This is a genomic window from Rhodococcus sp. NPDC058532, assembly GCF_042719255.1.
Lineage (GTDB): Bacteria > Actinomycetota > Actinomycetes > Mycobacteriales > Mycobacteriaceae > Rhodococcus_G.
In genome coordinates, this window is sequence record NZ_JBHXNU010000002.1 from 66,863 (window position 1) to 92,006 (window position 25,144).

Sequence of the window (25,144 nt, forward strand, 5' to 3'; positions counted from 1 at the left end):
TCGGGCATCTCCGTTCCCGGGGGTTTTTTTTGCCCCACCGGGGGGCAAGAAGGACTCAGGGGGGGGGGAGCCGCCCCCCTGGGGAGGGGCCCCCAACCCTTCTGTTCGGCCCCCCTTCGCCGTTTCTCACCACTCCCGATCGGGGGAGTGAGGGCATCTTCACGTCGACGCAACGTGCGAAACCAGCTGGTGACCGACAGACATTCCGGCGCAACAACTTCCGCCTACTGTCTGCATCCAACGGATACCGGGCCGTATACAGCGGCCGGATACCGGATTCACTGGCCCGTCTCGCCCCGCACGTTCCTCGACCGAAAGGCCCGCCCATGCGTCACCTCTCGAAGCGCGCCCTCGCCGCGCCCGCCGCCGTCGCCGCCCTCGGCCTGGTCCTCACCGGATGCGGCAGCAAGGCCTCGGACACCGCTGCCGGCGACTCCGCGGCCGCGTCCTGCGTCGACACCAGCGGGGACACCGTCAAGGTCGGTTCACTCAACTCGCTGTCCGGCACGATGGCGATCTCCGAAGTGACCGTGCGTGATTCGATCGCGCTCGCAGTCGAACAGATCAACAACGCGGGCGGCGTGCTCGGCAAGCAGATCCAGGTCGTCGGCGAGGACGGCGCCTCCGAGCCGACGGTGTTCGCGGAGAAGGCCGAGAAGTTGATCAGCAGCGACTGTGTCGCAGCGGTTTTCGGTGGCTGGACGTCATCGAGCCGCAAGGCGATGCTGCCGGTGTTCGAGGACCGCAACGCGCTCCTGTACTACCCGGTGCAGTACGAGGGCCTCGAGGACTCGAAGAACATCTTCTACACCGGTGCCACCACCAACCAGCAGATCATCCCGGCGCTCGACTACCTCAAGGAGAAGGGCGTCACGTCCCTCTACCTGGTCGGCAGCGACTACGTCTTCCCGCAGACCGCGAACCGGATCATCAAGGCCTACGCCGCGGCCAACGGCATGGAGGTCAAGGGCGAGGACTACACGCCGCTCGGCTCCACCGACTTCTCCACCATCGTCAACAAGGTTCGCACCGCCGACGCGGACGCCGTCTTCAACACCCTCAACGGCGACTCCAACGTCGCGTTCTTCCGCGAGTACAAGAACGTCGGCCTCACCCCGCAGCAGATGCCGGTGGTGTCCGTCTCGATCGCCGAGGAGGAGATCGGCGGCATCGGGGTGGCGAACGTCGAGGGCCAGTTGACGGCGTGGAACTACTACCAGACCGTTGACAGCCCGGAGAACACGGCGTTCGTCGCGGCGTACAAGGCGAAGTACGGCCAGGACAAGCCCACCTCCGACCCGATGGAGGCCGCGTACACCTCGGTCTACCTGTGGAAGAACACCGTCGAGAAGGCGAACTCGTTCGCGGTCGCGGACATCCAGGCCAACGCCGACGGCGTCAGCTTCGCCGCCCCAGAGGGCACCGTCACCATCGACGGCTCCAACCACCACATCACCAAGACCGCCCGGATCGGCGAGATCCGCGGTGACGGACTGATCCACACCATCTGGGACTCCGGTCAGCCGATCGTGCCCGACCCGTACCTCGAGTCCTACCCGTGGGCCGAGGGCATGGCGAAGCAGTAGACGACGCGACGAAACCGATCGGTGAGGGAGGAGGTACGCACGTGGACGTCGTGATCGGGCAGTTGTTCACGGGCCTGAGCATCGGGTCGATCCTGTTGCTGGCCGCGCTGGGACTGTCGTTGACGTTCGGCCAGATGGGCGTGATCAACATGGCCCACGGCGAGTTCATCATGGCGGGTAGCTACACGGCATACGTCGTGCAGCAGGTGATCTCGAGCGCGACCGGGTCCCTGCTGGTGTCCCTGCTTGTCGGCTTCGTCGTCGGCGGTCTGATGGGTGTGCTGCTGGAGGTGACGCTGGTTCAGCGGATGTACCACCGGCCGCTCGACACCCTGCTGGTGACGTTCGGTGTCGGTCTGGTGCTGCAGCAGCTGGCGCGCGACATCTTCGGGGCACCGGCGGTGAACGTTGTTGCGCCGCCGTGGCTCTCGGGTGGCGTGGAGATCCTCGGCGCGGTGGTGCCGAAGACCCGGATCTTCATCCTGGTGCTCGCGGTGGTCGCGGTCGCCGCCGTCGCGGTTGCCCTCAAACGGTCGGCGATGGGACGTCGGATCCGCGCCGTGGTGCAGAACCGGGATCTCGCCGAGACCAGCGGAATCTCCTCGCGCCGCACCGATGTCACCACCTTCTTCATCGGGTCCGGGCTTGCGGGTGTCGCCGGCGTTGCCCTCACTCTGATCGGGTCGACCAGCCCGACGATCGGGCAGAGCTACCTGATCGACGCGTTCCTGGTCGTGGTCGTCGGTGGGCTCGGACAGATGAAGGGGGCGGTGATCGCCGCGTTCGCCCTCGGGATCCTGAACTCGTTCGTCGAGTACTCGACGACCGCCTCGATCGCGAAGGTGATCGTCTTCGTCGTCATCGTGATCTTCCTGCAGGTCCGCCCCCAAGGCCTGTTCGCCGTCAAGACGAGGAGCCTGGTATGAGTGTCCTGACACATCCCCGGCTGCGGGTGTGGGGCGGTTTCGCGGTCGCGGCGGTGCTGCTGTTCGCGGTGGCGCCCGCGGTCCTGTCCGACTTCCGGCTCGGCCTGCTCGGCAAGTTCCTGTGTTTCGCGATCGTCGCCGCCGGAATCGGATTGGCCTGGGGCCGCGGTGGAATGCTCACCCTCGGTCAGGGCGTGTTCTTTGGCATCGGTGCATACGCGATGGCGATGCACCTGAAGATCGCGGACGCGCAGCTGACGGGTCAGGATGTGCCGGACTTCATGCGGATCGCGGGCATCACCGAGCTGCCCGGCTACTGGCAGCCGTTCGCATCGCCGATCGTCGCGATTCTCGCGGTGCTGGTGCTACCGGGGTTGGTGGCGCTGGTGCTCGGCCTCGGGGTGTTCAAACGCCGGGTCAAGGGCGCCTACTTCGCGATCCTGTCCCAGGCTCTCGCCGCGGCATTCGCGATCCTGCTGATCGGGCAGCAATCCATCGGAGGCAGCAACGGGCTCAACCGGTTTCGCACCTTCTTCGGGTTCAACCTCGCCGACCCGGTGAACAAGCGAATGCTGTTCTTCATCGCCGCAGGAGTGCTGCTGCTGTCGGTTGCGTTGATCCGGCAGCTGATGCGCTCGCGCTACGGGGAACTCCTCGTCGCGGTGCGGGACCAGGAGGAGCGGGTCCGGTTCCTCGGCTACGACCCGGCCAACATCAAACTCGTCGCCTACGTGGTCGCCGCGTTCCTCGCGGGCATCGCGGGTGCGCTGTTCGTACCGATCGTCGGGATCATCTCCCCGGCGGACGTCGGAATCGTTCCGTCGCTGGCGTTTCTGATCGGCGTCGCGATCGGCGGCCGCGGCACCCTGCTCGGCCCGGTGCTCGGCGCGATCGGGGTCGCGTTGGCGCAGTCCGTGTTCTCCGAGTCGTTCCCGTCCGGCTGGACTTACGCGCAGGGACTGCTGTTCATCGTGGTCGTCGGATTCTTCCCGGCCGGTGTCGCCGGCCTGGCAACGCTGCTGCGGCGCCGGCGCGTCGATCCACCCTCGGCCGAGCCCGACGCACCCGCCCCCGCGGCGATGCCCGAACCCGTGAAGGTGCCGTCATGACCGAGATCCTGTCCGAAGCACGGACTCCCGAGCCCGGTGGCAACGCGGGCATGTCCAGCGAGTACCTCGAGGTGCGCGGACTCACCGTCACCTTCGACGGGTTCACCGCCGTCGACGGGGTGGACCTGACGCTGCTGCAGGGCGACCTGCGGTTCCTGATCGGCCCCAACGGCGCGGGCAAGACCACCCTGGTCGACGCGATCACCGGGTTGGTCCCGGCGACCGGGTCGGCGACCAAGTCCGGGGTCGAACTGATCGGAAAGAAGGTGCACCACATCGCCCGGCTCGGGGTCGGCCGCACCTTCCAGACCGCGAGCGTGTTCGAGGACCTGTCGGTGCTACAGAACCTCGACATCGCGGCGGGTGCCCGGCGGTCCGCCTGGACCCTGCTGCGCCGCCGCGGGCAGGTGCTTCCGGAGGTCGAGGAGGCGCTCGAGACGATCGGGCTGACCGCGCAACGCGACACCCCCGCCGGGATCCTCGCCCACGGGCAGAAGCAGTGGCTCGAGATCGGGATGCTGCTCGTCCAGAACGCCGACGTACTGCTGCTCGACGAGCCCGTCGCGGGCATGAGCCTCGAGGAACGCGAGGAGACCGGACAGCTGCTGCGCCGCATCGGTGGTGCGCGGACCGTCGTCGTCGTCGAACACGACATGGACTTCATGCGCTCGTTCGCGACCTCGGTGACCGTGCTCGCTGCCGGGAAGGTGCTGTCCGAGGGGACCGTCGCGCAGGTGCAGGCGGACCCGAAGGTGCAGGCGGTCTACCTCGGCGCCGCACACCATGAGAAGGGGGAGTGAGATGCTCGAATTCGTCGATGTCCGTGCCGGATACGGCCGCACCGAGGTCGTGCACGGAGTGTCGCTTACGGTCCCGGAGGGTGGGGTCGCCGCGGTGCTGGGGCACAACGGGGCAGGCAAGACCACGCTGCTGCGGGCGGCCGTCGGGCTGGTCAAGGCGTCGGCCGGGAGGATCCTGCTCGGCGGCGAGGACATCACCGGACTGCGGCCAAGCGCCCGCGTTGCACGGGGACTCGCCTACGTGCCGCAGGGGCAGCAGTCCTTCGGCCAGCTGACCTGTGCCGAGAATCTGCAGGTCGTCGCCGACGGCCGCAGACGGGGGCGGGCACTGATCGCGGAGGCACTGGACCTGTTCCCGGCGTTGGCCGGCCTGCTCGACCGCCGCGCGGGCCTGCTCTCCGGGGGGCAACGTCAGCAACTCGCGATCGCCAGGGCGCTGATCACCGAGCCTCGGGTGCTGATTCTGGACGAACCGACGGAGGGCATTCAGCCCAACGTCGTCGCGGAGATCGAACGCACCGTCATCGACCTGACCCGGCGCGGGGACCTGAGCGTGCTGCTCGTCGAGCAGCACATCGGCTTTGCCCTGCAGGCGGCGCAGCACTACAGCGTCCTCGCCGCGGGCCACGTCACCTCCACCGGGCGGGGTGGCGCCGATTCCGGCGACGCGGTCCGCGCCGCGATGGCGATCTGACCGTGGCGGCGACATCCGAGGCCGGACCGACCGGTTCCCGACGCGAGCAGGTCTATCGCGCACTGCGCGCCGACCTGATGAGCGGGCGGATCGGCCCGGCCGAGCGGCTCAGCGAGGAACGACTCGCCGAGATGTACGGCGTCTCGCGGACCCCGGTCCGCGAGGCCCTGCTCCGGCTGCAGGCGGACGGCCTCGTCCAACGTGACGTGCGGGGCCTGTTCCCGTACCGGCCGCGGCTCGAGGACCTTGCGGACCTGTACGAGCTGCGGATCACCCTGGAGGTCCGGGGTATTCGCCGGATCCTCGACGGTTCCGGCGATCGGCACGACCCGGAGGTTCTCGGTCCCGAGCTGGCGCGGTGGTACGCGCTGCGAGACGAGACCCCGGAACCGGACGCCGGCTTCGTCGCCCTCGACGAACAATTCCACACCACCCTGCTCGCCGCGGCGGGCAACCGGGCGCTCAGCGACGCGCTGGCCGGCGTGAACGCGCGGGTGCGCCCGGTGCGGATGTTCGACTACCTGACCCCGGACCGGATGAGCGCGACCGTCTCCGAACACATCACGGTCGCCGAACTGATCCTCGACGGACAGCTGCAGCGGGCGCACGACGCCCTGCTCTCCCACATCGACGAATCCCGCGCGGTCGTCATCGACCGCGCCCAGCAGGCGCTCGCGATGGCGCGGATGGCCAGCGCCGTCCGCGACTGACCGGGACGTGCCCCACGAAAGGCGGAAAGACAATGACCACCCTCTCGTTCGACACCCTCCTCGTCGCAAATCGAGGTGAGATCGCCTGCCGCATCATGCGGTCCGCGCATCTGCTCGGACTCAAGACGGTCGCGGTGTACTCCGACGCGGACGCGTCGGCCGCCCACGTCGAGATGGCGGACGTTGCGGTGCGCCTCGGTCCGGCGCCCGCCGCCCAGTCGTACCTGCGTGCGGATGCGGTGATCGAGGCCGCGTACACGTCGGGAGCGGGCGCGATTCATCCGGGCTACGGATTCCTTTCGGAGAACGACGAGTTCGCCGCGGCCGTGGAGGCCGCCGGGATCGCCTTCGTCGGTCCGACCCCGCAGCAGCTGCGGGTGTTCGGCAACAAGCACTCCGCACGGGAGGCGGCCCGGGCCGTTGGGGTGCCGTTGGTCGCGGGCAGCGGCCTGCTCGACACCGTCGCCGACGCGGTCGCCGCGGCCGAGGAGATCGGCTACCCGGTGATGCTTAAGGCCGTCGGTGGTGGCGGCGGCATCGGGATGCAGGCCTGCTTCGACGCGGCGGACCTCCGCGGCGCCTACGACCGGGTGCAGCGGCTCGCTGCCGCGAACTTCTCCTCGTCCGGGGTGTTCCTCGAACGGTTCGTCGCCAGGGCCAGGCACGTCGAAGTCCAGGTGTTCGGTGACGGCGTCGGCCGCACCCTGAGCCTCGGGACCAGGGACTGCTCGCTGCAGCGCCGCAACCAGAAGGTCATCGAGGAGGCCCCCGCCATCGGGTTGTCGGATTCGGTTGTCGAGCAGATGCTCTCGTCGTCACGGGCGCTGGCGTCGTCGGTCGGCTACCGGTCGGCGGGCACCGTTGAGTTCGTCTACGACGTGGACCGCGGTACGGCGTCGTTCCTGGAGATGAACACCCGGTTGCAGGTCGAGCACCCGGTGACCGAGGAGGTGACCGGCGTCGACCTCGTCGACTGGATGCTGCGACTGGCGGGCGGCGACTCGTCGATGCTGGACGCGCTGCCCGACACCGGGCCTGCGATCCGCGGCCATGCCGTCGAGGCTCGCGTGTACGCGGAGGATCCGGGCCGTGGCTACCGGCCGTCCGCTGGCCTGCTGACCGGTGTCGAGTTCCCCGCCCACACCCGGGTGGAGACCTGGGTGGAGACCGGCACCGAGGTCAGTGAGCACTACGATCCGATGATCGCCAAGGTGATCACCTCCGCGGGCACCAGGACGGCCGCCTTCACGGCACTCGGCGCGGCCCTCGACGAGACCGCGCTGTACGGCATTGCCACGAATCTGACACACCTGCGGGCGATCTCGGAACTGCCTGCGGTGCTGGCGGGTGACCACACCACCGGAACCCTTGCCGACCTGACGGTCGGCGGCGCTCGCGTCGACGTGCTCCGGGCCGGGACGATGACGACCGTCCAGGACCACCCCGGCCGGCTCGGCTATTGGGAGGTCGGGATCCCTCCGTCCGGCCCGATGGACGATCTGTCGTTCACGCTCGTCACCGCCGCGGTCGGCAACGCCGCCGATGCCGCCGGGCTCGAATGCACCCTGCAGGGACCGCGGTTGGAGTTCGCGGAGCAGACGGTGGTGTGTGTCGGCGGCGCGCCTGCGCCGGTCACCGTGAACGGGGCACCGGTGCCGATGTGGGAACCGGTGACGGTCCCGGCCGGGGGTGTGCTCGACATCGGCAGCCCCGAGGATGACGGGCTGCGCACCTATCTCGCGATCCGCGGCGGGGTCGCCGCGCCGACCTACCTCGGCAGCGCATCGACGTTCACTCTCGGCGGCTTCGGCGGGCCGACCGGACGCGCCCTTGCCACCGGGGACGTGCTGAGTCTGGGGCGGGCCGACGGCGGCACCGCTCCCGCGCCGGTCCCGGCCGCCGACCGTCCGGTGTTCGCGCACACCTGGCATCTCGCGGTGACGGAGGGCCCGCAGCCGTCCCCGTCGTACTTCACGGCCGAGGACATGGCGCAGTTCTACGACACCACCTGGACGGTGGCGGCGCACGCCAACCGGACCGGCATCCGGTTGGCGGGCCCGAAGCCGCGCTGGTCACGCACCGACGGCGGCGACGCAGGCCTGCATCCGTCGAATCTGCACGACAACCCGTACAGCGTCGGCGCGCTGAACGTGTCCGGCGACACCCCGATCCTGCTCGGCCCGGACGGGCCCAGCCTCGGCGGGTTTGCCTGCCCGCTGACCGTCACGAGCGCGCACCGCTGGAAGCTGGGGCAGATCCGGCCCGGCGACGCGGTGCGGTTCGTCCCGGTCACCGATGCCGCGGCCGCACGGCTGCGCTCATCGAATTTGCTTCGGGCGGCGACTCTTCCCCCGTCCGATGCCCGCTCATGGACCTCCGACGGCGGCATTCTCGGGCGCCGCGACGCGATCCTGGACCGCCCCGCGGTGGCCTACCTGCGCGGCGGTGACGACAACATTTTGGTTGAGTACGGCGCGATGGAACTCGACCTGGGGCTGCGGATGCGGGTGCACGCGCTATCCGAGGCGCTCGCCGAGCGCAGGCTTCGCGGGCTGATCGATGTCACGCCCGGGGTGCGGTCCCTGCACCTGCATTTCGACCCCGACCTGCTGCCCGCGGGCCGCCTGCTCGACGTGCTCCAGGACATCGAGGACCTGCTGCCCGCGACCGCGGACCTGGTGGTACCCAGTCGCACCGTCCGGCTGCCGCTCTCGTTTGACGACCCGTCGATCGTCGAGGCGATCGACCGGTACCGGGCCGGCGTCCGCGACACCGCGCCGTGGCTGCCGTCGAACATCGAGTTCATCCGGCGGATCAACGGCCTCGGCTCGGTCGAGGAGGTGCGGGACGCCGTCTTTGACGCCGAGTACCTGGTGCTTGGGCTCGGTGACGTGTATCTCGGTGCGCCGCTCGCGGTTCCGCTCGATCCTCGGCACCGGCTGGCCACCACCAAGTACAACCCGGCCCGCACCTGGACCCCGTCCGACGCGGTCGGGATCGGCGGCAAGTACCTCTGCGTCTACGGGATGGAATCGCCCGGCGGCTACCAACTGGTCGGACGCACCGTGCCGATCTGGTCCGGATACCGTCAGCAGGGGCCGTTCGAGCAGGGCAAGCCGTGGCTGTTCCGGTTCTTCGACCGGATCGTCTGGGAACCGGTCACCCCCGACCAGCTGACCGAGTACCGGGCGCAGGCGCGGGCGGGCCGATTCAACGCCGAGATCACCGACGGCACCTTCGCGCTCGCCGATCATCTCCGCTTCCTCGCGGACAATGCAGACTCCATCGCCGCGTTCAATGCCCGTCAGTCCGTGGCGTTCGATGCGGAGAAGCGGGCCTGGCACGAGGCCGGGGAGTTCGACCGCGTCGAGGCAGCGGCGCCCGAGCCGGAGCTTCCCACCGAGATCGTGCTGCCGCCGGGGGCGGTCGCGGTCGAGGCCCCGATGGTGGGCACCGTGTGGCGGGTCGAGGTCGAGCCGGGGCACACCGTCGAGTCCGGCCAGGACGCGGTGATTCTCGAAGCGATGAAACTCGAGATGCCCGTGACGTTCCCGTGCGCAGGCCGGGTCCTCGAGGTACTCGTCGAACCGGGCGCGAAGGTGCAGCCCGGTACCCCGCTCGTCGTGATGGGAGCCGCATGAACATGAGCACGGTCACGACTCCGGCCAGCGACGCCCTCACGCCCACCGACCGGGTCGAGCGAGCGTTCCTCCGGATCGCCGAGGTCGATCGACCCGAGGTGTGGATCACCCTGCGGGAGAAGGAGGACGTGCTCGCGGACGCGCGTGACGTCGAGGCACGGGTGGCCGCGGGGGAGCGGCTTCCGCTCGCGGGGCTGCTCCTCGCGGTCAAGGACAACGTCGACGTCGCCGGGCTGCCGACCACCGCGGCGTGCCCCGAATTCTCCTATCCGGCAACGGTCACCGCGAGCGGTGTGGCGCGACTGGTCGCGCAGGGCGCGGTGGTGCTCGGCAAGACCAACCTGGACCAGTTCGCGACCGGGCTGGTCGGCACCCGCAGTCCGTACGGCGCGGTGCGGTGCGGCTGGGACCCCGACCGCGTCTCCGGCGGGTCGAGCTCGGGGTCCGCGGTCGCGGTCGCGCTCGGCATCGCCGATATCGGGATCGGCACCGACACCGCGGGATCGGGCCGGGTGCCCGCCGCGCTGCACGGCATCGTCGGGCTGAAGCTGACGCTCGGGGTGATCCCCACGCACGGTGTGGTGCCCGCCTGCGTCGACTACGACTGCCTCACCGTCCTCGCCCCGGACCTGGGCGGTGCGGCCACCGCTGCCCGCATCATGGTGGGAGCAGAGCCACGAGATCCCCGCAGCCGGGAGTGGCCCGCCGATGTGCGCCTTGCCGCCCCCGCCGCGCCGGTCGTCGCGGTGCCGCGGATCGAGGATCTCGCCGACCTGTGCCCCGAGTACCTCGCCGCCTTCTCCGACACCGTCGCCGGGCTGGAGGCCACCGGCGTGGAGACCCGCTTCGTCGACATCTCCGGGTTGCTTGAGGCGGCTCGCCTGCTCTACGACGGTGCCGTCGTCGCCGAGCGGTACGCGGCGATCGGGACCTTCCTCGGGAGCGGCCCCGCCGGGGCGGATCCCACCGTCGCCGCCATCGTTGCCGCCGCGAAGACGCCTGCGGCACACGAGCTGGTCGCGGACCAGGACGCGCTGGTGCGGGCCAAGGCGATCGCGGCGGCGACCCTCGCCGGGTACGATGCCCTGCTGCTGCCGACCACCACCGAGCACCCCACCATCGCCGCGGTGCAGGCCGACCCGATCGCGATCAATCGGCGGATGGGGACGTACACCAACTTCTGCAACCTGCTCGACATGGCTGCGGTCGCGGTGCCGGGAACGCCGACCGCGCAGGGGAATCCGTTCGGGGTGATGGTCGTGGTGCCCGCCTTCGGCGATCAGGTGGCGGTCGACCTGGCCGCCCGGCTCGCCGCGGTGGACGCCCCGACGCTCGTCGAGGGCGGCGCGGAGCTCGCGGTGTTCGGTGCGCATCTGCGGGGGCAGGCACTGCACTTCCAGCTCGAGGAGATCGGCGCCCGGTTCGAGGGGGAGACGGTCACCACCGACGCCTACCGGCTGTACGCGCTGGACACGGTCCCGCCGAAACCGGGACTGGTGCGTCGCGGCGCCGGCCTCGGATCACCGATCGTCGGGGAGGTGTTCCGGGTGTCGCACGCCGGACTCGGCCGCTTCCTCGCGGCGCTGCCCGCGCCGATGACGCTGACCGCGGTCGAACTGTCCGACGGCCGCAGCGTCGTCGGGTTCGGCTGCACCCACGATGCCGTCGACGGCGCCACCGACATCACCGACCACGGCGGCTGGGCGGCGTACCGGACGGCGTAGGCGGGCGCCGCGGGCGCGCGGTGTGTCACGGATGGCGCACGTCTGGGGACATCGCCGATCGCGCATGGCGTCAACCTCGTGGTCGGGTGTGCGCGCCGCGATCACCGCACGGAAGGCGAACGTCCGCGACTTAGTGCACCCCGACCGGAGCCGTGTCGGGCAGGTCGGACTTCGTGGCGCGCACCAGGATCGCCACGATCGGCGCGATGACCAGCAGGAGGACCGCGGCCCAGACGAACACCTGGCTATACCCGGCGACCTCGGCGCCGAGGGCGACCTCCCGCAGCGCGCCGGGATCGGTGGACGCCGGGGAGTCCGCCGCGAACACGGTCTTCGCGGACACGTAGATCGTGGTGAACAGGGCGGTTCCGAGCGCCCCACCGATCTGCATGGTGGCGTTGACGAGCGCGCTCGCCGCGCCCGCGTCGTGGTCACGGACCCCGACCAGGGCCAGGTTCTGCATCGGGACCATCAGCAGACCGAGACCGGCTCCGAGGACCAGCAGTCCCGGCAGCACCGCGGTCCAGTACGAGCTGTGCACCTCGATCCGGGAGAGCAGCAGCAACCCGGCGGCCGCGACGACGGGGCCCGTCGTCATCGGAAGCTTCGGGCCGACCCCGGTACTCAGCTGCGCCGCGACTGCCGCCGCGATCGTGATGGCAACCGACAGCGGCAGCGACGCAACACCGGAGACGAACGGGCTGTAGCCGAGCACGATCTGCAGGTAGAACGTCAGGTACAGGGTGCCGCCGAGCAGCGCAGCGCCGACCATCACCGAGGCGAGGAAGCTGGGCCCGCGATTGCGGTGCCACGGAACCGACATCGGCAGCAGCGGATTCGCGGACCGCTTCTCGACGACCACAAACACCACGAGCGCCACCAGCCCGAGCGCGATGAAGCCGATTGTCTGCGACGAGGACCAGCCGTGCTTCTCGGCCTGGGTGAACCCGTAGACGAGGGAGCCGAGCCCGACCGCGACCAGGACGGTGCCGGGCAGGTCGTAGCGGGTGTCGCCGTGCGCCTTCGTCTCCCGCACGATCGGCGCGGTGACGGCGAGCGCGAAGATCGCGATCGGGACGTTCACCAGCAGGCACCAGCGCCAGTCGACGTACTGGGTGAGCAGGCCGCCGAGAAGCAGGCCGATTGCGGCGCCGCCGCCGGAGATCGCGCCGAACACGGCAAAGGCCTTGGCCCGCTCCTTCTCCCCGATGAAGGTGGTGGTCAGGATCGCCAGCGCTGCCGGCGCGAGCAGCGCGGCGAACACGCCCTGGCCGGCGCGGGCGGCGAACAGTTGGATGCCGTTCTGCGCGATGCCGCCGATCGCGGATGCGACCGCGAACCCGATCATACCGACCATGAACGAGCGCTTCCGGCCCCAGAAGTCGGCAATCCGGCCGCCGAGAAGCAGCAACGCGCCGAACGCGAGCGCGTACGCGGTGACCACCCAGTGTCGGTCGGAGTCGGAGATGCCGAGTGCGTGCTGCGCCTCGGGAAGGGCGATCGACACGATGGTGCTGTCGAGCACCACCGTCAGCTGGGCGAGCGCCACGATGCACAGCACCAGCCAGCGGCGGTCGTGATTGGGGTTCTCGTGTGGGGCCGCGGCCGGGCGCGAGGTGTCCTGAACCTCAGTGGACATCGAAGAGTTCCTACCGATCGGTGGCGCGGACGACTGTCACGGCCGAAAGAAGCCACGGTAGCCGCGTTCGCATCGGCGCCGCCAACCCACTGGCCGGATCCGTTGGCATCCTCACACCGGCTTGCCCCGGAGGCATCCGGTGTGAGCACCACTCGGTACGCCCGTCCGGAGTCAGTGGAAGGTGTCCCGCTCGATCCGCAGGGTGTCGATGGTGGTCGCGAGCATGTCGTACTGGCCGACGAGGAGGACGAACTCGATCATCCCCCGGTCGTCGAGGTGCTCCGCCAGCGCCGCCCAGGCGTTGTCGGCGATGTTCCTCGTCGCGACCAACTCGTCGACCGCGACGAGCATCGCGCGGTGCCGGGCGCTCCAGCCGTCCGCGTCCGGGCCGACCAGGACCCGCGCGAGGAGTTCGGCGGTGACGCCCGCGCGCCGCCCGAGCCGGATGTGATGGTCCATCTCGTAGTCGCAGCCGCGCAGGTGGGCGATCCGCAGGATCACCAGTTCCGTTTCGTGGCGGGAGATCCGGCCGCCAGGGCGCAGCACCGTCCCCGCGAAGTGCAGCCACCCGCGGTAGGTGCCCCCGGCCCGGCCGAGGGTGCTGAACACCTGGGCGTCCGGTGTGCGCGACGCGAGCGAGACCACCCGCCACACCATCCAGTTCAGCGGACCGAGTCTGCGTAGCCGTCCGGGGGCGATCCGCGCGGTCACCGGGTGCGCTCCGGGAGATCGGTGGTGAACCGGGCCCGCTCGGTGCGGGCGATCGACAGTGCCGCAGCCATTCTCGGCTGGCGGCGAAGGTCGATCACTCGCTGGGCGGGCACGCGCAGGTGTACCAGGCCGGCCACCCACCCCGGCGCATAGATCCGTCGGCGGCGCAACACAATTCCCCTTTCCAATGCGGACACCGCGGTCTCCAGCGGTGACACCGCGGTGAACATGCCCGACCACCGGATCTTGTCCGCGGCGGCGCTGTCGAACCCGATGCTGATCATTTCGGTGTCGATCTCCCCGAGATAGCCGACACCCACCCGGGCGCCGAGGTGCCGCATCTCCACCCGCAGCGTGTTGCCGAGCGCCTCCACCGCGGCGGCGGTGGCGCTGTAGGCGCCGATCAACGGCAGGTGGACGGCAGCGGCGCCGGAGGTGACGATCAACGCGTAACCGCCGGGATGACCGAGGTGCTCACCCGCCGCCCGCAGCGTGTGGTAGGTCCCCATCAGGTTCACGTCAACGGTCTGCCGCATCACCTCGGTGTCGCCGCCGATCATCGGAAGTTGCGCACCGACACCGGCATTCGCGACCACGACGTCGAGCCCGCCGAGCTCGGCGACCAGCTCCCCGATGGCGGTCTCGACCGCGCCCGCGTCCCGGACATCGCAGTACCGCCACGGTGCCCGGCCGCACGCGACCGCGACCTGCTCGAGCAGTTCGGGTTCGAGTCCGAGGAGCGCGACCCGGGCCCCGCCGCGGTGCAGTCGTCGCGCGAGGGCGGCGCCGATGCTGCGGGCCGCGCCGGTCACGATGATCCGGCGTCCGGACAGCCGCGCGTCCAGCAGGTCTCGCGGCATCACGGCCCTCCGCCCCGTCGCTTCCGGTGATTTCCACCATCCGGTAGGCAACGTAGCACCGGATCCGGCCCGCCCGGACCAACATCGACACCTCTCCTGCCGAACCGGACACGGGCGGTCGGTTCGCCTCCTCGGCCGGGGGGGCACCGGGCGGGGACGGCGGCGCGGCCGACCGGGTGTTGTTGACCGCGGGTCGGCGATCGCCAACACTGTGGAGCGCGCGTCGTGACCCGACGCGGTGCGTGGAAGGAACGGATGGCGACGCTGTCGATCGACCCCGCCGAGAATCCCGTCGTGTTCACCGCGAGCGGCGTGCGGGAACCGAAGCAGGTCACGGTCGGGTGGAGCACGGCTTCGCTGGCACCGGGCCGGGTCACCCGGCGGATCGACGGCGGTCCCGAGGTCGCGCTCGGCTCGGGGGTGTCGGGATCGGTGACCGGCGAGATCGAGTTGAATCAGACGCACACGTTCACGCTCCGGTCGGCGCTGGGGCAGGTGCTGGCGACGCTGGTGGTGACGACGGTCCTCGAGTCGGCGCAGGTCCCGGTGACACCGGCGCAGCGGATCGACATCAGCCGGGTCGCCGTCCGTGCCGACCTGGTGTACCTGCGCTGGCGCACCGCAGTTCCGGTGGCCTGCTGGGTGGAGGTCGTCTCCGCGGGACGCGAGCACGGGTTCGCAGGCACCGAGGCGGGCACCGTGCACCAGGTGCGGTTCGAGGGACTGGATCAGGACACCGAGCACACGGTCCGGATCCTCCCGGAGGGCGGCATGGCGCGGTACATCGGGACCGTGCACACCGGCGTCCGGGAGGTGTCCGTCCGCTCCAACGGGGCGCCGGCCGGGTGGGGGGTCGAGGTGACCATTCCCAAGGCGCCCCGGCACCTGTGGATCGGGCGGGACGGGATCGCGGTCGACGGCGGAGCGTCCCGGGAGCGGGTCGACCTGCACCCGGACCTGGGGCCGGTCGCCTCGGGGCTGCGCGGTGTGGTTCCGGAGGCGGATATCCCGATTACCCTCCCCGCCGGAAACGCCGATGGCACCGGGACCGTGCTGGCCCGGGTGTCCGTCACGGAGGGGACGTGGATGCCGGATCCGGAGGTGTTTCGCCGGATCCGGCTGCGCCGGGCGCCGGACGCCCGCGACACCCGGGTGACCGGCTCCACGACGGTCGATACCCCCGGGGGCGCGCTCCGCCTGGACCTCTCCCCGGACGGCCTCCTGCACGCGCACGCACCGTCCGGGCCGGATCCGGTACTCGGCGGACCCTTTCCGGCGGGGGTGCACGCCTGCGCGGTGGACGGGGGTGTCCTGCTCGTCGGCACCACACCATCCGATGAGGTCGTCGCCGCCGTCGTCGACCCGGGCCGGGTGGCGGACGCCGATTGGTGTCGGCTCGGGCGGGCGCGCTCGGTGGTGGTGACGCCGACGAGAGGCGGCGCCGAGCTGCTCACGCTGTCCGGCGGCGGGGACCTCGGGCACCTGCCGGTGTGGGTGGACGACGGGGTGCCCCGCGCAGCCGCCCGGTCCGATGTTGGCAGCGACTGCGTCGGCGCGTGCGCGGTGACCCACGAGCGCCTCGGTCTGGTTGTTGTCGCGGCATTGCAGGGCGGGCTGATGCGACACCGCAGGCGGCAACCGGACGGTGCCTGGGGTGGGTGGACGGACGTCGGCCGGATCCCGCCGAGTCACTGTGCGGTGCACTGGGAATCGGCGGACTGCCTGGCCGTCACCGCCGTCGACGCCGACCGGACCGTGCGCGTGCTCGCGTGGCCCGGCTACCCGGCGGCCCGAGCCCGCGGCGACTGGACGGAGGTCGGGACCCTGGCCGGGCTTGAGGATCCGGATCCGCCCCGCGGACCGGCCCCCGGTCGGTGACCGCTCAGGTCCCGGCGATCAGGTACGGCGAGACGGAGCTGCGGTGCTCGTTGATGTCGAGTTCCTTGCCGAGCGGAGGGAACGCCCGCTGGGGGCAGTTCATTCGCTCGCAGACCCGGCAGCCCGCACCGATAGGGGTTGCCGCGGCATCGGATTCGATGTTCAGGCCGTCCGCGTAGACGGTCCGGTGGGCGTGCCGCAGCTCGCAGCCGAGGCCGATCGCGAACGTCTTGCCCGGCTGCCCGTAGCGGGTCGCGCGGCGCTCGACGGTCCGGGCGACCCACAGGTAGCTCCGGCCGTCCGGCATCTTCGCGATCTGCGTGATGATCTTGCCCGGGTACGCGAACGACTCGTACACGTTCCACAGCGGGCAGGTGCCGCCGCTGGAAGAGAAGTGGAATCCGGTGGCGGACTGACGCTTCGACATGTTTCCGGCCCGGTCCACCCGGACGAACGAGAACGGAACGCCGCGCAGCTTGGGGCGTTGCAGGGTGGACAGGCGGTGGCAGATCGTCTCGTAGGACTGCGAGAAGAACGCCGAGAGCCGCTCGATGTCGTATCGGAAGTCCTCCGCGATCTCGTGGAACTGCCCGTACGGGAGCACGGTTGCTGCGGCGAAGTAGTTGGCCAACCCGAGCTTCGCAAGGGAGCGGGAGGAATCGGAGGTGAAATTTCCCTCGTCGACCAGCTTCTCGATCAGGTCCCCGCACTCGAGGTACGCGAGCTCGGCCGCGAACTTGAACACCTTCTGTCCGCCCGACAGGTGGGGGGAGATCTCCAGGACCCGGGCCTGCGGATCGAAGCGGTGCAGCACCCCCTCCCCGAGGTCGATGCGCTGCACGATCTGCACGTCGTGCACGGCCTGCAACCGGTTGGCGATCTCGCCAGCGACATCACCGCGGTGAAATCGCATGCGGGCGGTGAGATCCTCTGCCGCGGTGTCGAGTTCGTGCAGATAGTTCTGCCGCTGATAGAAGTAGTCCCGCACCTCCTCGTGCGGCTTGGTGATCGAGCCGGAGCCACTGCCGTCGCTGTAACGGTCCTCGGTCGCCGCCGCGAGCTGCGCGGTGGTGTTGCGGTAGCGGCGGTGCATGTTCACCACCGCCCGAGCCAGGGACGGGTGCGCGGACACCATCTCGGCGAGCTCCTGCGGGTCGGCGTCGATCCCCATCTCCTGGTCGAGGGCCACCTCCCGCAGCTCGGCGATCAGGCGGGTGTCGTCCTGGGAGGAGAAGAAGGTGGCGTCGACACCGAAGACCTCGGTGATCCGCAGCAGCACCGGCACCGTCAGGGGGCGGACGTCGTGCTCGATCTGGTTGAGGTAGCTCGCCGAGATCTCGAGCGTCTTCGCGAGCGCGGCCTGGCTCATGCCGCGTTCGGTGCGCAGCTGACGCAGGCGGGCACCGACGAACGTCTTGGACATTCCACGAGATTAGGACGTACCCCCAACCTTCGCAAGGAGGGGTTTGCACTCTTAGCTGTTGGTGCTGCCCATCCGGTCGATGAGCAGTTCGATCGTGTCGAGCAATGCGCCGATGCGCAGGTCGAACGGGGTTGCGGCGTCGTCGAACGCGCCGACGGTCCACAGGTGGGTCAGCGTCGGGTACCGGGCGGGGTCGAAGGTGTTGGTCCAGAAGTCGTTTTGGGGAGCCCAGTACGTCTCGTAGTCCGTACCCTGCGCGCGGGTGTCGGCATCCTCCGCGGCGGCGCCGCGCGCGAACCCGGACACCGCCTGGTTCACGATGGCGACCGTCTCGATCACCTGGCGCGGGGTCAGGCCGGTGTCGATGAGGATGCGGTAGCCTGCCTCTTCCGCGTCGAAGACGTGTGGCGCCAACGGCATTCGCCAGGTGTTCACCGTCAAGAGCCAGGGGTGCGCCCGCAGCAGGGTGAAGAGGCCGTGCGCGTACGCCTCGAGTGCCGGCCGCCAGGTCAGCGTCGGGTCGGGGAGCGGAAAGTCGGCGTATGCGCGGTCGATCATCGCGTCGACCAGGTGTTCGCGGGCCGGGACGTGCGAGTACAGCGTCATCGTGCCGACGCCGAGCGCGCGGGCCACCGACCGCATCGAGACCGCGTCCAGGCCCTTCTCGTCGGCAACCCCGACCGCGGCGTCCACCACCTGGGCGCGGTTCACCCGGGCCGGTCGACCCCGCCGGGGTGTCGGCGCGGGCGGGGCCCAGAGGACGGCGAACCGTCGGTTGTCCGCGGGGGCGTGCGACGCGGCGGCGGGTTCGTTGGTCTCGCCCACGGGTGGATCTCCTCTGGAAACTGCCTTGCACGGATTTCTCGTGCAGCGTACCGTAAATCCCGTGACTGAATCGGTACGCCGTACGGAAAACGCGATTCGGGCGAGGGGGCTCACGAAGACCTTTCGTCGCAAGAAGGAGACCGTCGAGGCGGTCAAGGGCATCGACCTCGACGTCCAGCAGGGGGAACTGGTGGCCTTCCTCGGGCCGAATGGGGCCGGGAAGTCCACCACGATGCGGATGCTCACCTCGGTGCTGAGCCCCACCTCCGGCACCGCGGAGGTGGCGGGATGTGACGTGGTGCGCAGGCCGGCCGAGGTCCGGGCCCGCATCGGATACGTCGGGCAGGGCAACGCGGGCGGCTACTCGTACCGGGTGGGGGACGAGCTGCGCAATCAGGCGCGGTTCTACTCGGTGCCGGGTGAGGTCGCCCGCCGCCGCGCCGCCGACCTGCTCGAGGCGCTCGAACTCACCGGGATGGAGAAGCGAACGGTGCAGTCGCTGTCCGGCGGTCAGCGCAGACGGCTCGACGTCGCGATGGGACTGATGAACCACCCGCGGTTGCTGTTCCTCGACGAGCCGACCACCGGCCTCGACCCGCACGCGCGGGCCAACCTGTGGGAGCACGTGCTGCGGCTGCGGGAGGAGAACGCGATGACGCTGCTCCTCACCACGCATTATCTCGACGAGGCCGACGCGATGGCCGAGCGGATCGTGTTGATCGACAACGGCACCGTCATCGCCGACGCGACTCCGGCGGTGCTCAAACGCGACTTCGCCGACGACGTCGTGACCATCGAGGTGGCCGCGGGTGAGGGTGTCGCCGCCGCGCGGTCGGTGCTCCCGTCCGACGTCACCGGCGTCACCGAGACGGTCACCGACACCGGCGCGGTGCGGCTCGCCCTCACCACCCACAACGGTCCGGAACTGGTGCCGCCGCTGCTGCGGACCCTCGACTCGGCTGGCGTGCCCGTCGCGTCCACCGACGTCAAGCCCGCGTCGCTCGACGACGTGTTCCTGAACCTGACCGGACGGTCCCTGCGCGAGGAGGCGGCATGACCGAGGTGATCAACCGGATCGCGGCGGAGCCCGAGACGCTTCCGGAACGCTCGCGGCTGGGCAAGTGGTTCCACGACACCGGGGCGGTGTTCACCCGCGAGATCCTCGTCGTGCTGCGCGACCCGTTCACACTGATCTTCTCGCTGCTGCAGCCGCTGGTGTTCCTCGGCCTGTTCGGGCCGCTGCTGGACGGGATGCTCGGCGCGGGCGGCATCGACGGCGAATCGGCGCTGCAGTGGTTCCTGCCCGGCGTGCTCGTGATGATCGCGATCTTCGGCACCGGGATGGTCGGCGGAAACCTGCTGTACGAGTTGATGACCGGGGCGTACGAGCGGATCCTCGCGACCCCACTGGACCGGTCCTCGATCCTGGTGGGGCGGGCGCTCAAGGAGTTCGCGCCGCTCGTCGCCCAGGCGCTGCTGATCACCGTCGTCGCGATCCCGTTCGGGCTGGTCTTCTACCCGCTGCACGTGCTCGTCGGACTGCTCATCCTCGGTGTCTTCGGGATCGGGCTCGGCGCGCTGTCCTACGCGCTCGGTCTCGCCTCGAAGAACCGGGAGTGGGTGTTCTGGGGTGTGCAGCAGTCGGTGATCTTCCCGCTGCTGCTCCTTGCGGGCATGATGCTGCCGCTGGAGGCCGGGCCCGGCTGGATGCAGGCGGTGTCGAAGGTGAACCCGCTGACCTACATCGTCGATGCCGAGCGGGCACTGTTCACCGGAACGATGTGGGACGCCGACGTCGCGTGGGGATTCGTCGCCGCGGCCGTGACCTGTGCGGTCGGGCTGTGGGTCGGGATCCGCGCGGTCAAGCGCACCATCTGATCCCGAGTTCGCTCCCAACACCCCTGTGCACACGGATTTTCCGTCGTGCGCAGGGGTGTTGGGCGTGCAGTGGGGGTGTGCGTGCTGGAGGCCCCGTGTGCACAGGGGTGTTGCGGGGTGCGCAGGGGTGTTGGGCGTGCAGTGGGGGTGTGCGTGCTGGAGGCCCCGTGTGCACAGGGGTGTTGCGGGGTGCGGAAAGCGGACCCGTCAGCGGTTTTCCGAACGCGGTGCCCCGATGCCCGGGTCGATCTGCACCGGCCCGGCCGCGGACGGCGCCACCGGGAAGTCGAAGATCGCGGTCGGCAGGTACACCGTCGAGCAGGAGTTCGGCACGTCAACGACGCCGGACAGCCTGCCCTCGATCGGGGCGGCCCCGAGCAACAGGTACGCCTGCTCGGGGCTGTATCCGAACTTGGTCAGGTAGTCGATCGCGTGCAGGCAGGCCCGCTGGTACGACAGGTGCGAGTCGAGGTAGCGCTGCTCGCCGTCGAGGGTCACCGACGTCCCGGAGAACGCCAACCACTCCGAATACTGCGGGTCGGTGTTGCCGGGCATGAAGATCGCGTTCTCGGAGACCCCGTAGGTATCCATCCCGCCCCTGATCAGATCGACGCGCAGGTCGATGAAGCCGCCCATCTCGATGGCGCCGCAGAACGTGATCTCCCCGTCGCCCTGGGAGAAGTGCAGGTCGCCGACCGACAGGTTCGCCCCGTCCACGAACACCGGATAGAAGACACGACTGCCCTTGGTGAGGTTCTTGATGTCCTGGTTCCCGCCGTTCTCCCGCGGCGGGGCCGTGCGCGCCGCCTCGCCCGCGACCCGATCGAACTCGCCTGCGGGCAGCGACCCCAGCACCGCGTCCCTCGGTTCGGGCGGAAGCGCCAACGGCGGAACCCGGTCCGGGTCGGTGGCGATCAGGGCCCCCTCGCGCGCGTTCCACTTCGCCAGCAGCGCTGCCGACGGCGCGGTCCCCATCAACCCGGGGTGGACGATGCCGGTGAACTTCACGTGCGGCACATGCCGCGAGGTCGCGGTCTGGCCCGCGAAGTCCCAGACCGCCTTGTACGCGTCCGGGAACTGCTCGGTGAGGAAGCCGCCACCGTTGCCGCGGGAGAAGATGCCGGTGTATCCCCAGCCCTGGCCGGCGAGCGGACCGGCATCCTCCTGCGGGATCGGCCCGATGTCCAGGATGTCGACGATCAGCAGGTCGCCCGGCCGGGCGCCCTCGACCGCGAACGGTCCCGACAGGGTGTGCACGGTGGTCAGCGGGGCGTCGCGGATGTCGTCGGCGGAATCGTCGTTGCGGATGGCGCCGTCGAACCACTCCCGGCAGTGCACCCGGAATGCGTCGCCCGGTTTGACGGTGACGGCGGCCGGAATGTCCGGGTGCCACCGGTTGTGGCCGACGATCGCCTGATCGGTGAACTTCCTCGTGGAATCGAGCGGGAACAGCAGTTCGGGCATGGTTCTCCTTCCAACGACGAACGGTTCTACGGGCGTGGCAGTGTCCGGTGGCGTGGGTCCGTCGACATCGGTGTGCTGCGACGGCGGGGCGGCGGCGCGGACACCGTGTCCGGTTCGTGGGCGGAGCGTGCGGTGCGGTCGAGCAGCGCCATCTCGGGCGACCCGAGGTGCCCGAGGCGGGGCGCGGAGACCCGGCGAGGTGCCGGGCCGTCGCACTCGATGCACCCGGTCGCGGCGGGGACGGCCGTCATTGGGTGGGACTGCTCGAACGGTCCGCAGTCGGGGCATCGAAATTCGTACAGCGGCATGGGCCTCACACTCCGCGATCGTCGGGGGTGCACGTTGGACGCCACGCTAACGGTCGACGCGGATCGAGGCGGGGTGCGACACGGCCGGGGCCGCCGCGGAGTCCGGGTTCGCCGACCTGCAAAGGCGCACCGACGGTGACTGCACTCACAGTTGGCCTCCGGGGGCGGTGAGTGTCGTGGCGCAACGGGGCGGCGGGGCGGACCCGGGGTGCCGCGCGGCACGCGCGCCCGGCGGGGCCGCGGCCTGCGGATTTGCTACTTGGCGGTAACTTTCCCCGCGCTAGAACCTGTGTCAATCGGCGTGGCGTTCTTTGCAAAGTTGGCAAGTGGATTTGAAAAGCTAGCGAAGGTTGGCATTTGCAACAGGTAGACGGGGGTTTCCGCGTGTGCCACTCTCGATACGTACACAGGAAGGGCCTGGCAAGGATGCGAAGCCGTACAGACGTACTGGAAGCGCAGTCCCCGAAAGGCAGCAGAGAGAGTGGAGTCTTGATGTCGACCACCGGCACCCCGAAGACCGCAGCTGAGATCCAGAAGGATTGGGACACCAACCCTCGCTGGAAGGGCGTCACCCGCAACTACACCGCCGAGCAGGTTGTGAAGCTCCAGGGCTCCGTTGTCGAGGAAGCCACCCTCGCCCGGCGCGGCTCCGAGATCCTCTGGGACCTCGTCAACAACGAGGACTACATCAACTCCCTCGGCGCCCTCACCGGCAACCAGGCCGTGCAGCAGGTCCGCGCCGGCCTCAAGGCCATCTACCTGTCCGGTTGGCAGGTCGCCGGTGACGCGAACCTGTCCGGCCACACCTACCCGGACCAGAGCCTCTACCCGGCCAACTCGGTGCCGCAGGTGGTTCGTCGCATCAACAACGCGCTGCTGCGCGCCGACGAGATCGCCAAGGTCGAGGGTGACACCTCCGTCGACAACTGGCTCGCCCCGATCGTCGCCGACGGCGAGGCAGGCTTCGGCGGTGCCCTCAACGTCTACGAGCTGCAGAAGGCCATGATCGCGGCTGGCGTCGCCGGTTCGCACTGGGAGGACCAGCTCGCGTCGGAGAAGAAGTGCGGCCACCTCGGTGGCAAGGTGCTCATCCCCACCCAGCAGCACATCCGCACCCTGACCTCCGCCCGCCTCGCGGCCGACGTTGCCGACGTCCCGACGGTCGTCATCGCCCGCACCGACGCCGAGGCCGCAACGCTGATCACCTCCGACGTGGACGAGCGCGACCGCCCGTTCCTCGACGGCACCCGCACCGCCGAGGGCTTCTACGGCATCAAGAACGGCATCGAGCCCTGCATCGCCCGCGCCAAGGCGTACGCGCCGTACTCCGACCTGATCTGGATGGAGACCGGCGTGCCGGACCTCGAGGTCGCGAAGCAGTTCGCCGAGGCCGTCCGCAGTGAGTTCCCGGACCAGCTGCTGGCCTACAACTGCTCGCCGTCCTTCAACTGGAAGGCGCACCTGGACGACGCGACCATCGCGAAGTTCCAGCGTGAGCTCGGTGCGATGGGCTTCAAGTTCCAGTTCATCACCCTCGCTGGCTTCCACTCGCTCAACTACGGCATGTTCGACCTGGCGCACGGCTACGCCCGCGAGGGCATGACCGCGTTCGTCGACCTGCAGGAGCGCGAGTTCAAGGCCGCTGCCGAGCGTGGCTTCACCGCCGTCAAGCACCAGCGTGAGGTTGGCGCCGGCTACTTCGACAGCATCGCCACCACTGTCGACCCGAACACCTCCACGGCGGCCCTGAAGGGCTCCACCGAGGAGGGCCAGTTCCACTAGGAACCGGCTGGTTCCCCAGGGAACCTCCCGTGTCACCGCGATGGCGCTTCCCCCGGCGCCCTCGCAACGGTTGACCGACTCACCGTTCACCCCGCCGCGGGGCCCACAGCCCGGGCCTCGCGGCGGGGCTGGACAACCGCGAGACATCCAGCACGACCTGCTTCATGACGATGACGATCCACCACACGATGAGGAGCTGACGTGACCAGCGAAAAGATTCAGCGCGTCGGCGTGATCGGCGCCGGACAGATGGGCGCCGGAATCGCCGAGGTGTGCGCCCGCGCACATGTCGACGTCCTGGTGTACGAGCAGACCCGCGAACTCGCTGCCGCCGGACGCGCGCGCATTTTGCGCTCGCTCGACCGCGGCGTGAGCAGCGGGAAGATCACCGAGCGGGAGCGCGAACAGGCCGCCTGGCGGCTGCGATTCACCTCCGACCTCGGCGACTTCGCCGACCGGCAGCTCGTCGTGGAGGCCGTCGTCGAGGACGAGAAGGTCAAGAGCGCGATCTTCACCGAGCTCGACCAGATCGTCACCGACCCGAACGCGGTCCTCGCGTCCAACACCTCCTCCATCCCGATCATGAAGCTCGGCATCACCACCAACCACCCCGAGCGGGTCATCGGAATGCACTTCTTCAACCCGGTCCCGGTGCTTCCGCTCGTCGAGCTGGTCACCACGCTCAAGACCGGCGCCGCCGTCTCCGAGCGGGCGGAGGCGTTCGCGAGCGAGATCCTCGGCAAGCAGGTCGTGCGGTCCAGTGACCGCGCAGGCTTCATCGCGAACGCGCTGCTGGTGCCGTACCTGCTCTCGGCGGTCCGCATGGTTGAATCCGGGTTCGCCACCAAGGAGGACATCGACAAGACGATGGTCCTCGGCTGCGCACACCCGATGGGGCCGCTCGCGCTGACCGACCTGGTCGGCCTCGACACCGTCAAGTCGATCGCCGACTCCATGTACGAGGAGTTCAAGGAGCCGCTGTACTCGGCCCCGCCGTTGCTGCAGCGGATGGTCGAGGCAGGCCTGGTCGGCAAGAAGGCAGGCCGCGGCTTCTACGAGTACGGCGAGAACGGGCGCGTCGCCAAGAAGGCCAGCTAGCCACCCAAGCACCTTCGGCGCCCGTGAGTGATTTTTACCCCAGCCGGGGTGAAAATCACGCACGGGCGCGAAGCGCATCACGGAAGGG

The 25,144-nt window shown here is 69.7% G+C and carries 20 protein-coding genes; 13 read left to right on the forward strand and 7 right to left on the reverse strand.

All coding sequences use genetic code 11. The features are described 5' to 3' along the window. Positions 1-326 precede the first annotated feature (326 nt). The 8 genes from urtA to atzF are packed head-to-tail and all read left to right on the forward strand — an operon-like array spanning position 327 to position 11,190. Entirely contained in the window at positions 327-1,586 is a 1,260-nt protein-coding gene (gene urtA, locus ACFWQG_RS03115) for an urea ABC transporter substrate-binding protein (RefSeq protein WP_378506126.1), read from the forward strand. Positions 1,587-1,627: 41 nt separating this feature from the next. Further along, positions 1,628-2,512 (forward strand): urea ABC transporter permease subunit UrtB, encoded by an 885-nt coding sequence (urtB, locus tag ACFWQG_RS03120; RefSeq protein ID WP_378506127.1) that lies wholly within the window; start codon positions 1,628-1,630, stop codon positions 2,510-2,512. After that, the gene (gene urtC / locus ACFWQG_RS03125; protein WP_378506128.1) at positions 2,509-3,621 is read left to right on the forward strand and encodes an urea ABC transporter permease subunit UrtC; all 1,113 of its coding nucleotides are present in this window, start codon (positions 2,509-2,511) and stop codon (positions 3,619-3,621) included. Before urtB ends, urtC begins: the two co-directional genes overlap by 4 nt. Further along, positions 3,618-4,421, forward strand: coding sequence for an urea ABC transporter ATP-binding protein UrtD (gene urtD, locus ACFWQG_RS03130; protein WP_378506129.1), 804 nt, complete (start codon positions 3,618-3,620; stop codon positions 4,419-4,421). Before urtC ends, urtD begins: the two co-directional genes overlap by 4 nt. A 1-nt stretch (position 4,422) precedes the next feature. Further along, complete coding sequence (gene urtE / locus ACFWQG_RS03135) at positions 4,423-5,115, forward strand: urea ABC transporter ATP-binding subunit UrtE (RefSeq protein ID WP_378506130.1); 693 nt, start codon at positions 4,423-4,425, stop codon at positions 5,113-5,115. After that, complete coding sequence (locus tag ACFWQG_RS03140) at positions 5,112-5,825, forward strand: GntR family transcriptional regulator (protein ID WP_378506394.1); 714 nt, start codon at positions 5,112-5,114, stop codon at positions 5,823-5,825. Before urtE ends, ACFWQG_RS03140 begins: the two co-directional genes overlap by 4 nt. Before the next feature lie 32 nt (positions 5,826-5,857). After that, positions 5,858-9,466: an urea carboxylase gene (gene uca / locus ACFWQG_RS03145; protein ID WP_378506131.1), complete on the forward strand. Its 3,609-nt coding sequence runs from the start codon at positions 5,858-5,860 to the stop codon at positions 9,464-9,466. Positions 9,467-9,468: 2 nt separating this feature from the next. Further along, a complete protein-coding gene (atzF, locus tag ACFWQG_RS03150; RefSeq protein ID WP_378506132.1) occupies positions 9,469-11,190 on the forward strand; it encodes an allophanate hydrolase in 1,722 nt (573 codons plus the stop codon). A gap of 130 nt (positions 11,191-11,320) precedes the next feature. Here atzF and ACFWQG_RS03155 read toward each other — a convergent pair whose 3' ends face one another. The 3 genes from ACFWQG_RS03155 to ACFWQG_RS03165 form a co-directional block, all read right to left on the reverse strand. Continuing rightward, entirely contained in the window at positions 11,321-12,829 is a 1,509-nt protein-coding gene (locus ACFWQG_RS03155; RefSeq protein ID WP_378506133.1) for an MFS transporter, read from the reverse strand. Between the two features lie 171 nt (positions 12,830-13,000). Continuing rightward, positions 13,001-13,540 (reverse strand): carboxymuconolactone decarboxylase family protein, encoded by a 540-nt coding sequence (locus ACFWQG_RS03160; RefSeq protein ID WP_378506134.1) that lies wholly within the window; start codon positions 13,538-13,540, stop codon positions 13,001-13,003. Continuing rightward, positions 13,537-14,400 carry an SDR family NAD(P)-dependent oxidoreductase gene (locus tag ACFWQG_RS03165; protein WP_378506135.1) on the reverse strand — a complete coding sequence of 288 codons (864 nt, stop codon included), beginning with the start codon at positions 14,398-14,400 and terminating at the stop codon, positions 13,537-13,539. Before ACFWQG_RS03165 ends, ACFWQG_RS03160 begins: the two co-directional genes overlap by 4 nt. Positions 14,401-14,625: 225 nt before the next feature. On the opposite strand from ACFWQG_RS03165, the gene ACFWQG_RS03170 reads away from it, so the two are divergent. Then, a complete protein-coding gene (locus ACFWQG_RS03170; protein WP_378506136.1) occupies positions 14,626-16,278 on the forward strand; it encodes a hypothetical protein in 1,653 nt (550 codons plus the stop codon). 4 nt (positions 16,279-16,282) lie between these two features. Here ACFWQG_RS03170 and ramB read toward each other — a convergent pair whose 3' ends face one another. After that, positions 16,283-17,701, reverse strand: coding sequence for an acetate metabolism transcriptional regulator RamB (ramB, locus tag ACFWQG_RS03175; protein WP_378506137.1), 1,419 nt, complete (start codon positions 17,699-17,701; stop codon positions 16,283-16,285). Between the two features lie 51 nt (positions 17,702-17,752). Further along, positions 17,753-18,526: a TetR/AcrR family transcriptional regulator gene (locus ACFWQG_RS03180; RefSeq protein WP_378506138.1), complete on the reverse strand. Its 774-nt coding sequence runs from the start codon at positions 18,524-18,526 to the stop codon at positions 17,753-17,755. 61 nt (positions 18,527-18,587) lie between these two features. Between ACFWQG_RS03180 and ACFWQG_RS03185 the strand changes: the two genes are divergently transcribed. Both ACFWQG_RS03185 and ACFWQG_RS03190 read left to right on the forward strand, forming a co-directional pair. Further along, a complete protein-coding gene (locus ACFWQG_RS03185; protein ID WP_378506139.1) occupies positions 18,588-19,583 on the forward strand; it encodes an ABC transporter ATP-binding protein in 996 nt (331 codons plus the stop codon). Then, on the forward strand, positions 19,580-20,404 hold the full coding sequence (locus tag ACFWQG_RS03190) for an ABC transporter permease (protein ID WP_378506140.1): 825 nt from the start codon (positions 19,580-19,582) through the stop codon (positions 20,402-20,404). Before ACFWQG_RS03185 ends, ACFWQG_RS03190 begins: the two co-directional genes overlap by 4 nt. 207 nt (positions 20,405-20,611) lie before the next feature. Here the strand turns inward: ACFWQG_RS03190 and fmdA are convergent, their stop codons facing one another. Together fmdA and ACFWQG_RS03200 are read right to left on the reverse strand one after the other, a co-directional pair. Further along, positions 20,612-21,868: a formamidase gene (gene fmdA / locus ACFWQG_RS03195; RefSeq protein WP_378506141.1), complete on the reverse strand. Its 1,257-nt coding sequence runs from the start codon at positions 21,866-21,868 to the stop codon at positions 20,612-20,614. Between the two features lie 26 nt (positions 21,869-21,894). Next, positions 21,895-22,176: an FmdB family zinc ribbon protein gene (locus ACFWQG_RS03200; protein ID WP_378506142.1), complete on the reverse strand. Its 282-nt coding sequence runs from the start codon at positions 22,174-22,176 to the stop codon at positions 21,895-21,897. A 492-nt stretch (positions 22,177-22,668) separates the two neighbouring features. On the opposite strand from ACFWQG_RS03200, the gene aceA reads away from it, so the two are divergent. Both aceA and ACFWQG_RS03210 read left to right on the forward strand, forming a co-directional pair. After that, positions 22,669-23,958, forward strand: a complete 1,290-nt coding sequence (gene aceA / locus ACFWQG_RS03205; protein ID WP_378506143.1) for an isocitrate lyase — start codon at positions 22,669-22,671, stop codon at positions 23,956-23,958. A gap of 201 nt (positions 23,959-24,159) precedes the next feature. Then, positions 24,160-25,056 carry a 3-hydroxybutyryl-CoA dehydrogenase gene (locus ACFWQG_RS03210; protein ID WP_378506144.1) on the forward strand — a complete coding sequence of 299 codons (897 nt, stop codon included), beginning with the start codon at positions 24,160-24,162 and terminating at the stop codon, positions 25,054-25,056. Positions 25,057-25,144 lie beyond the last annotated feature (88 nt).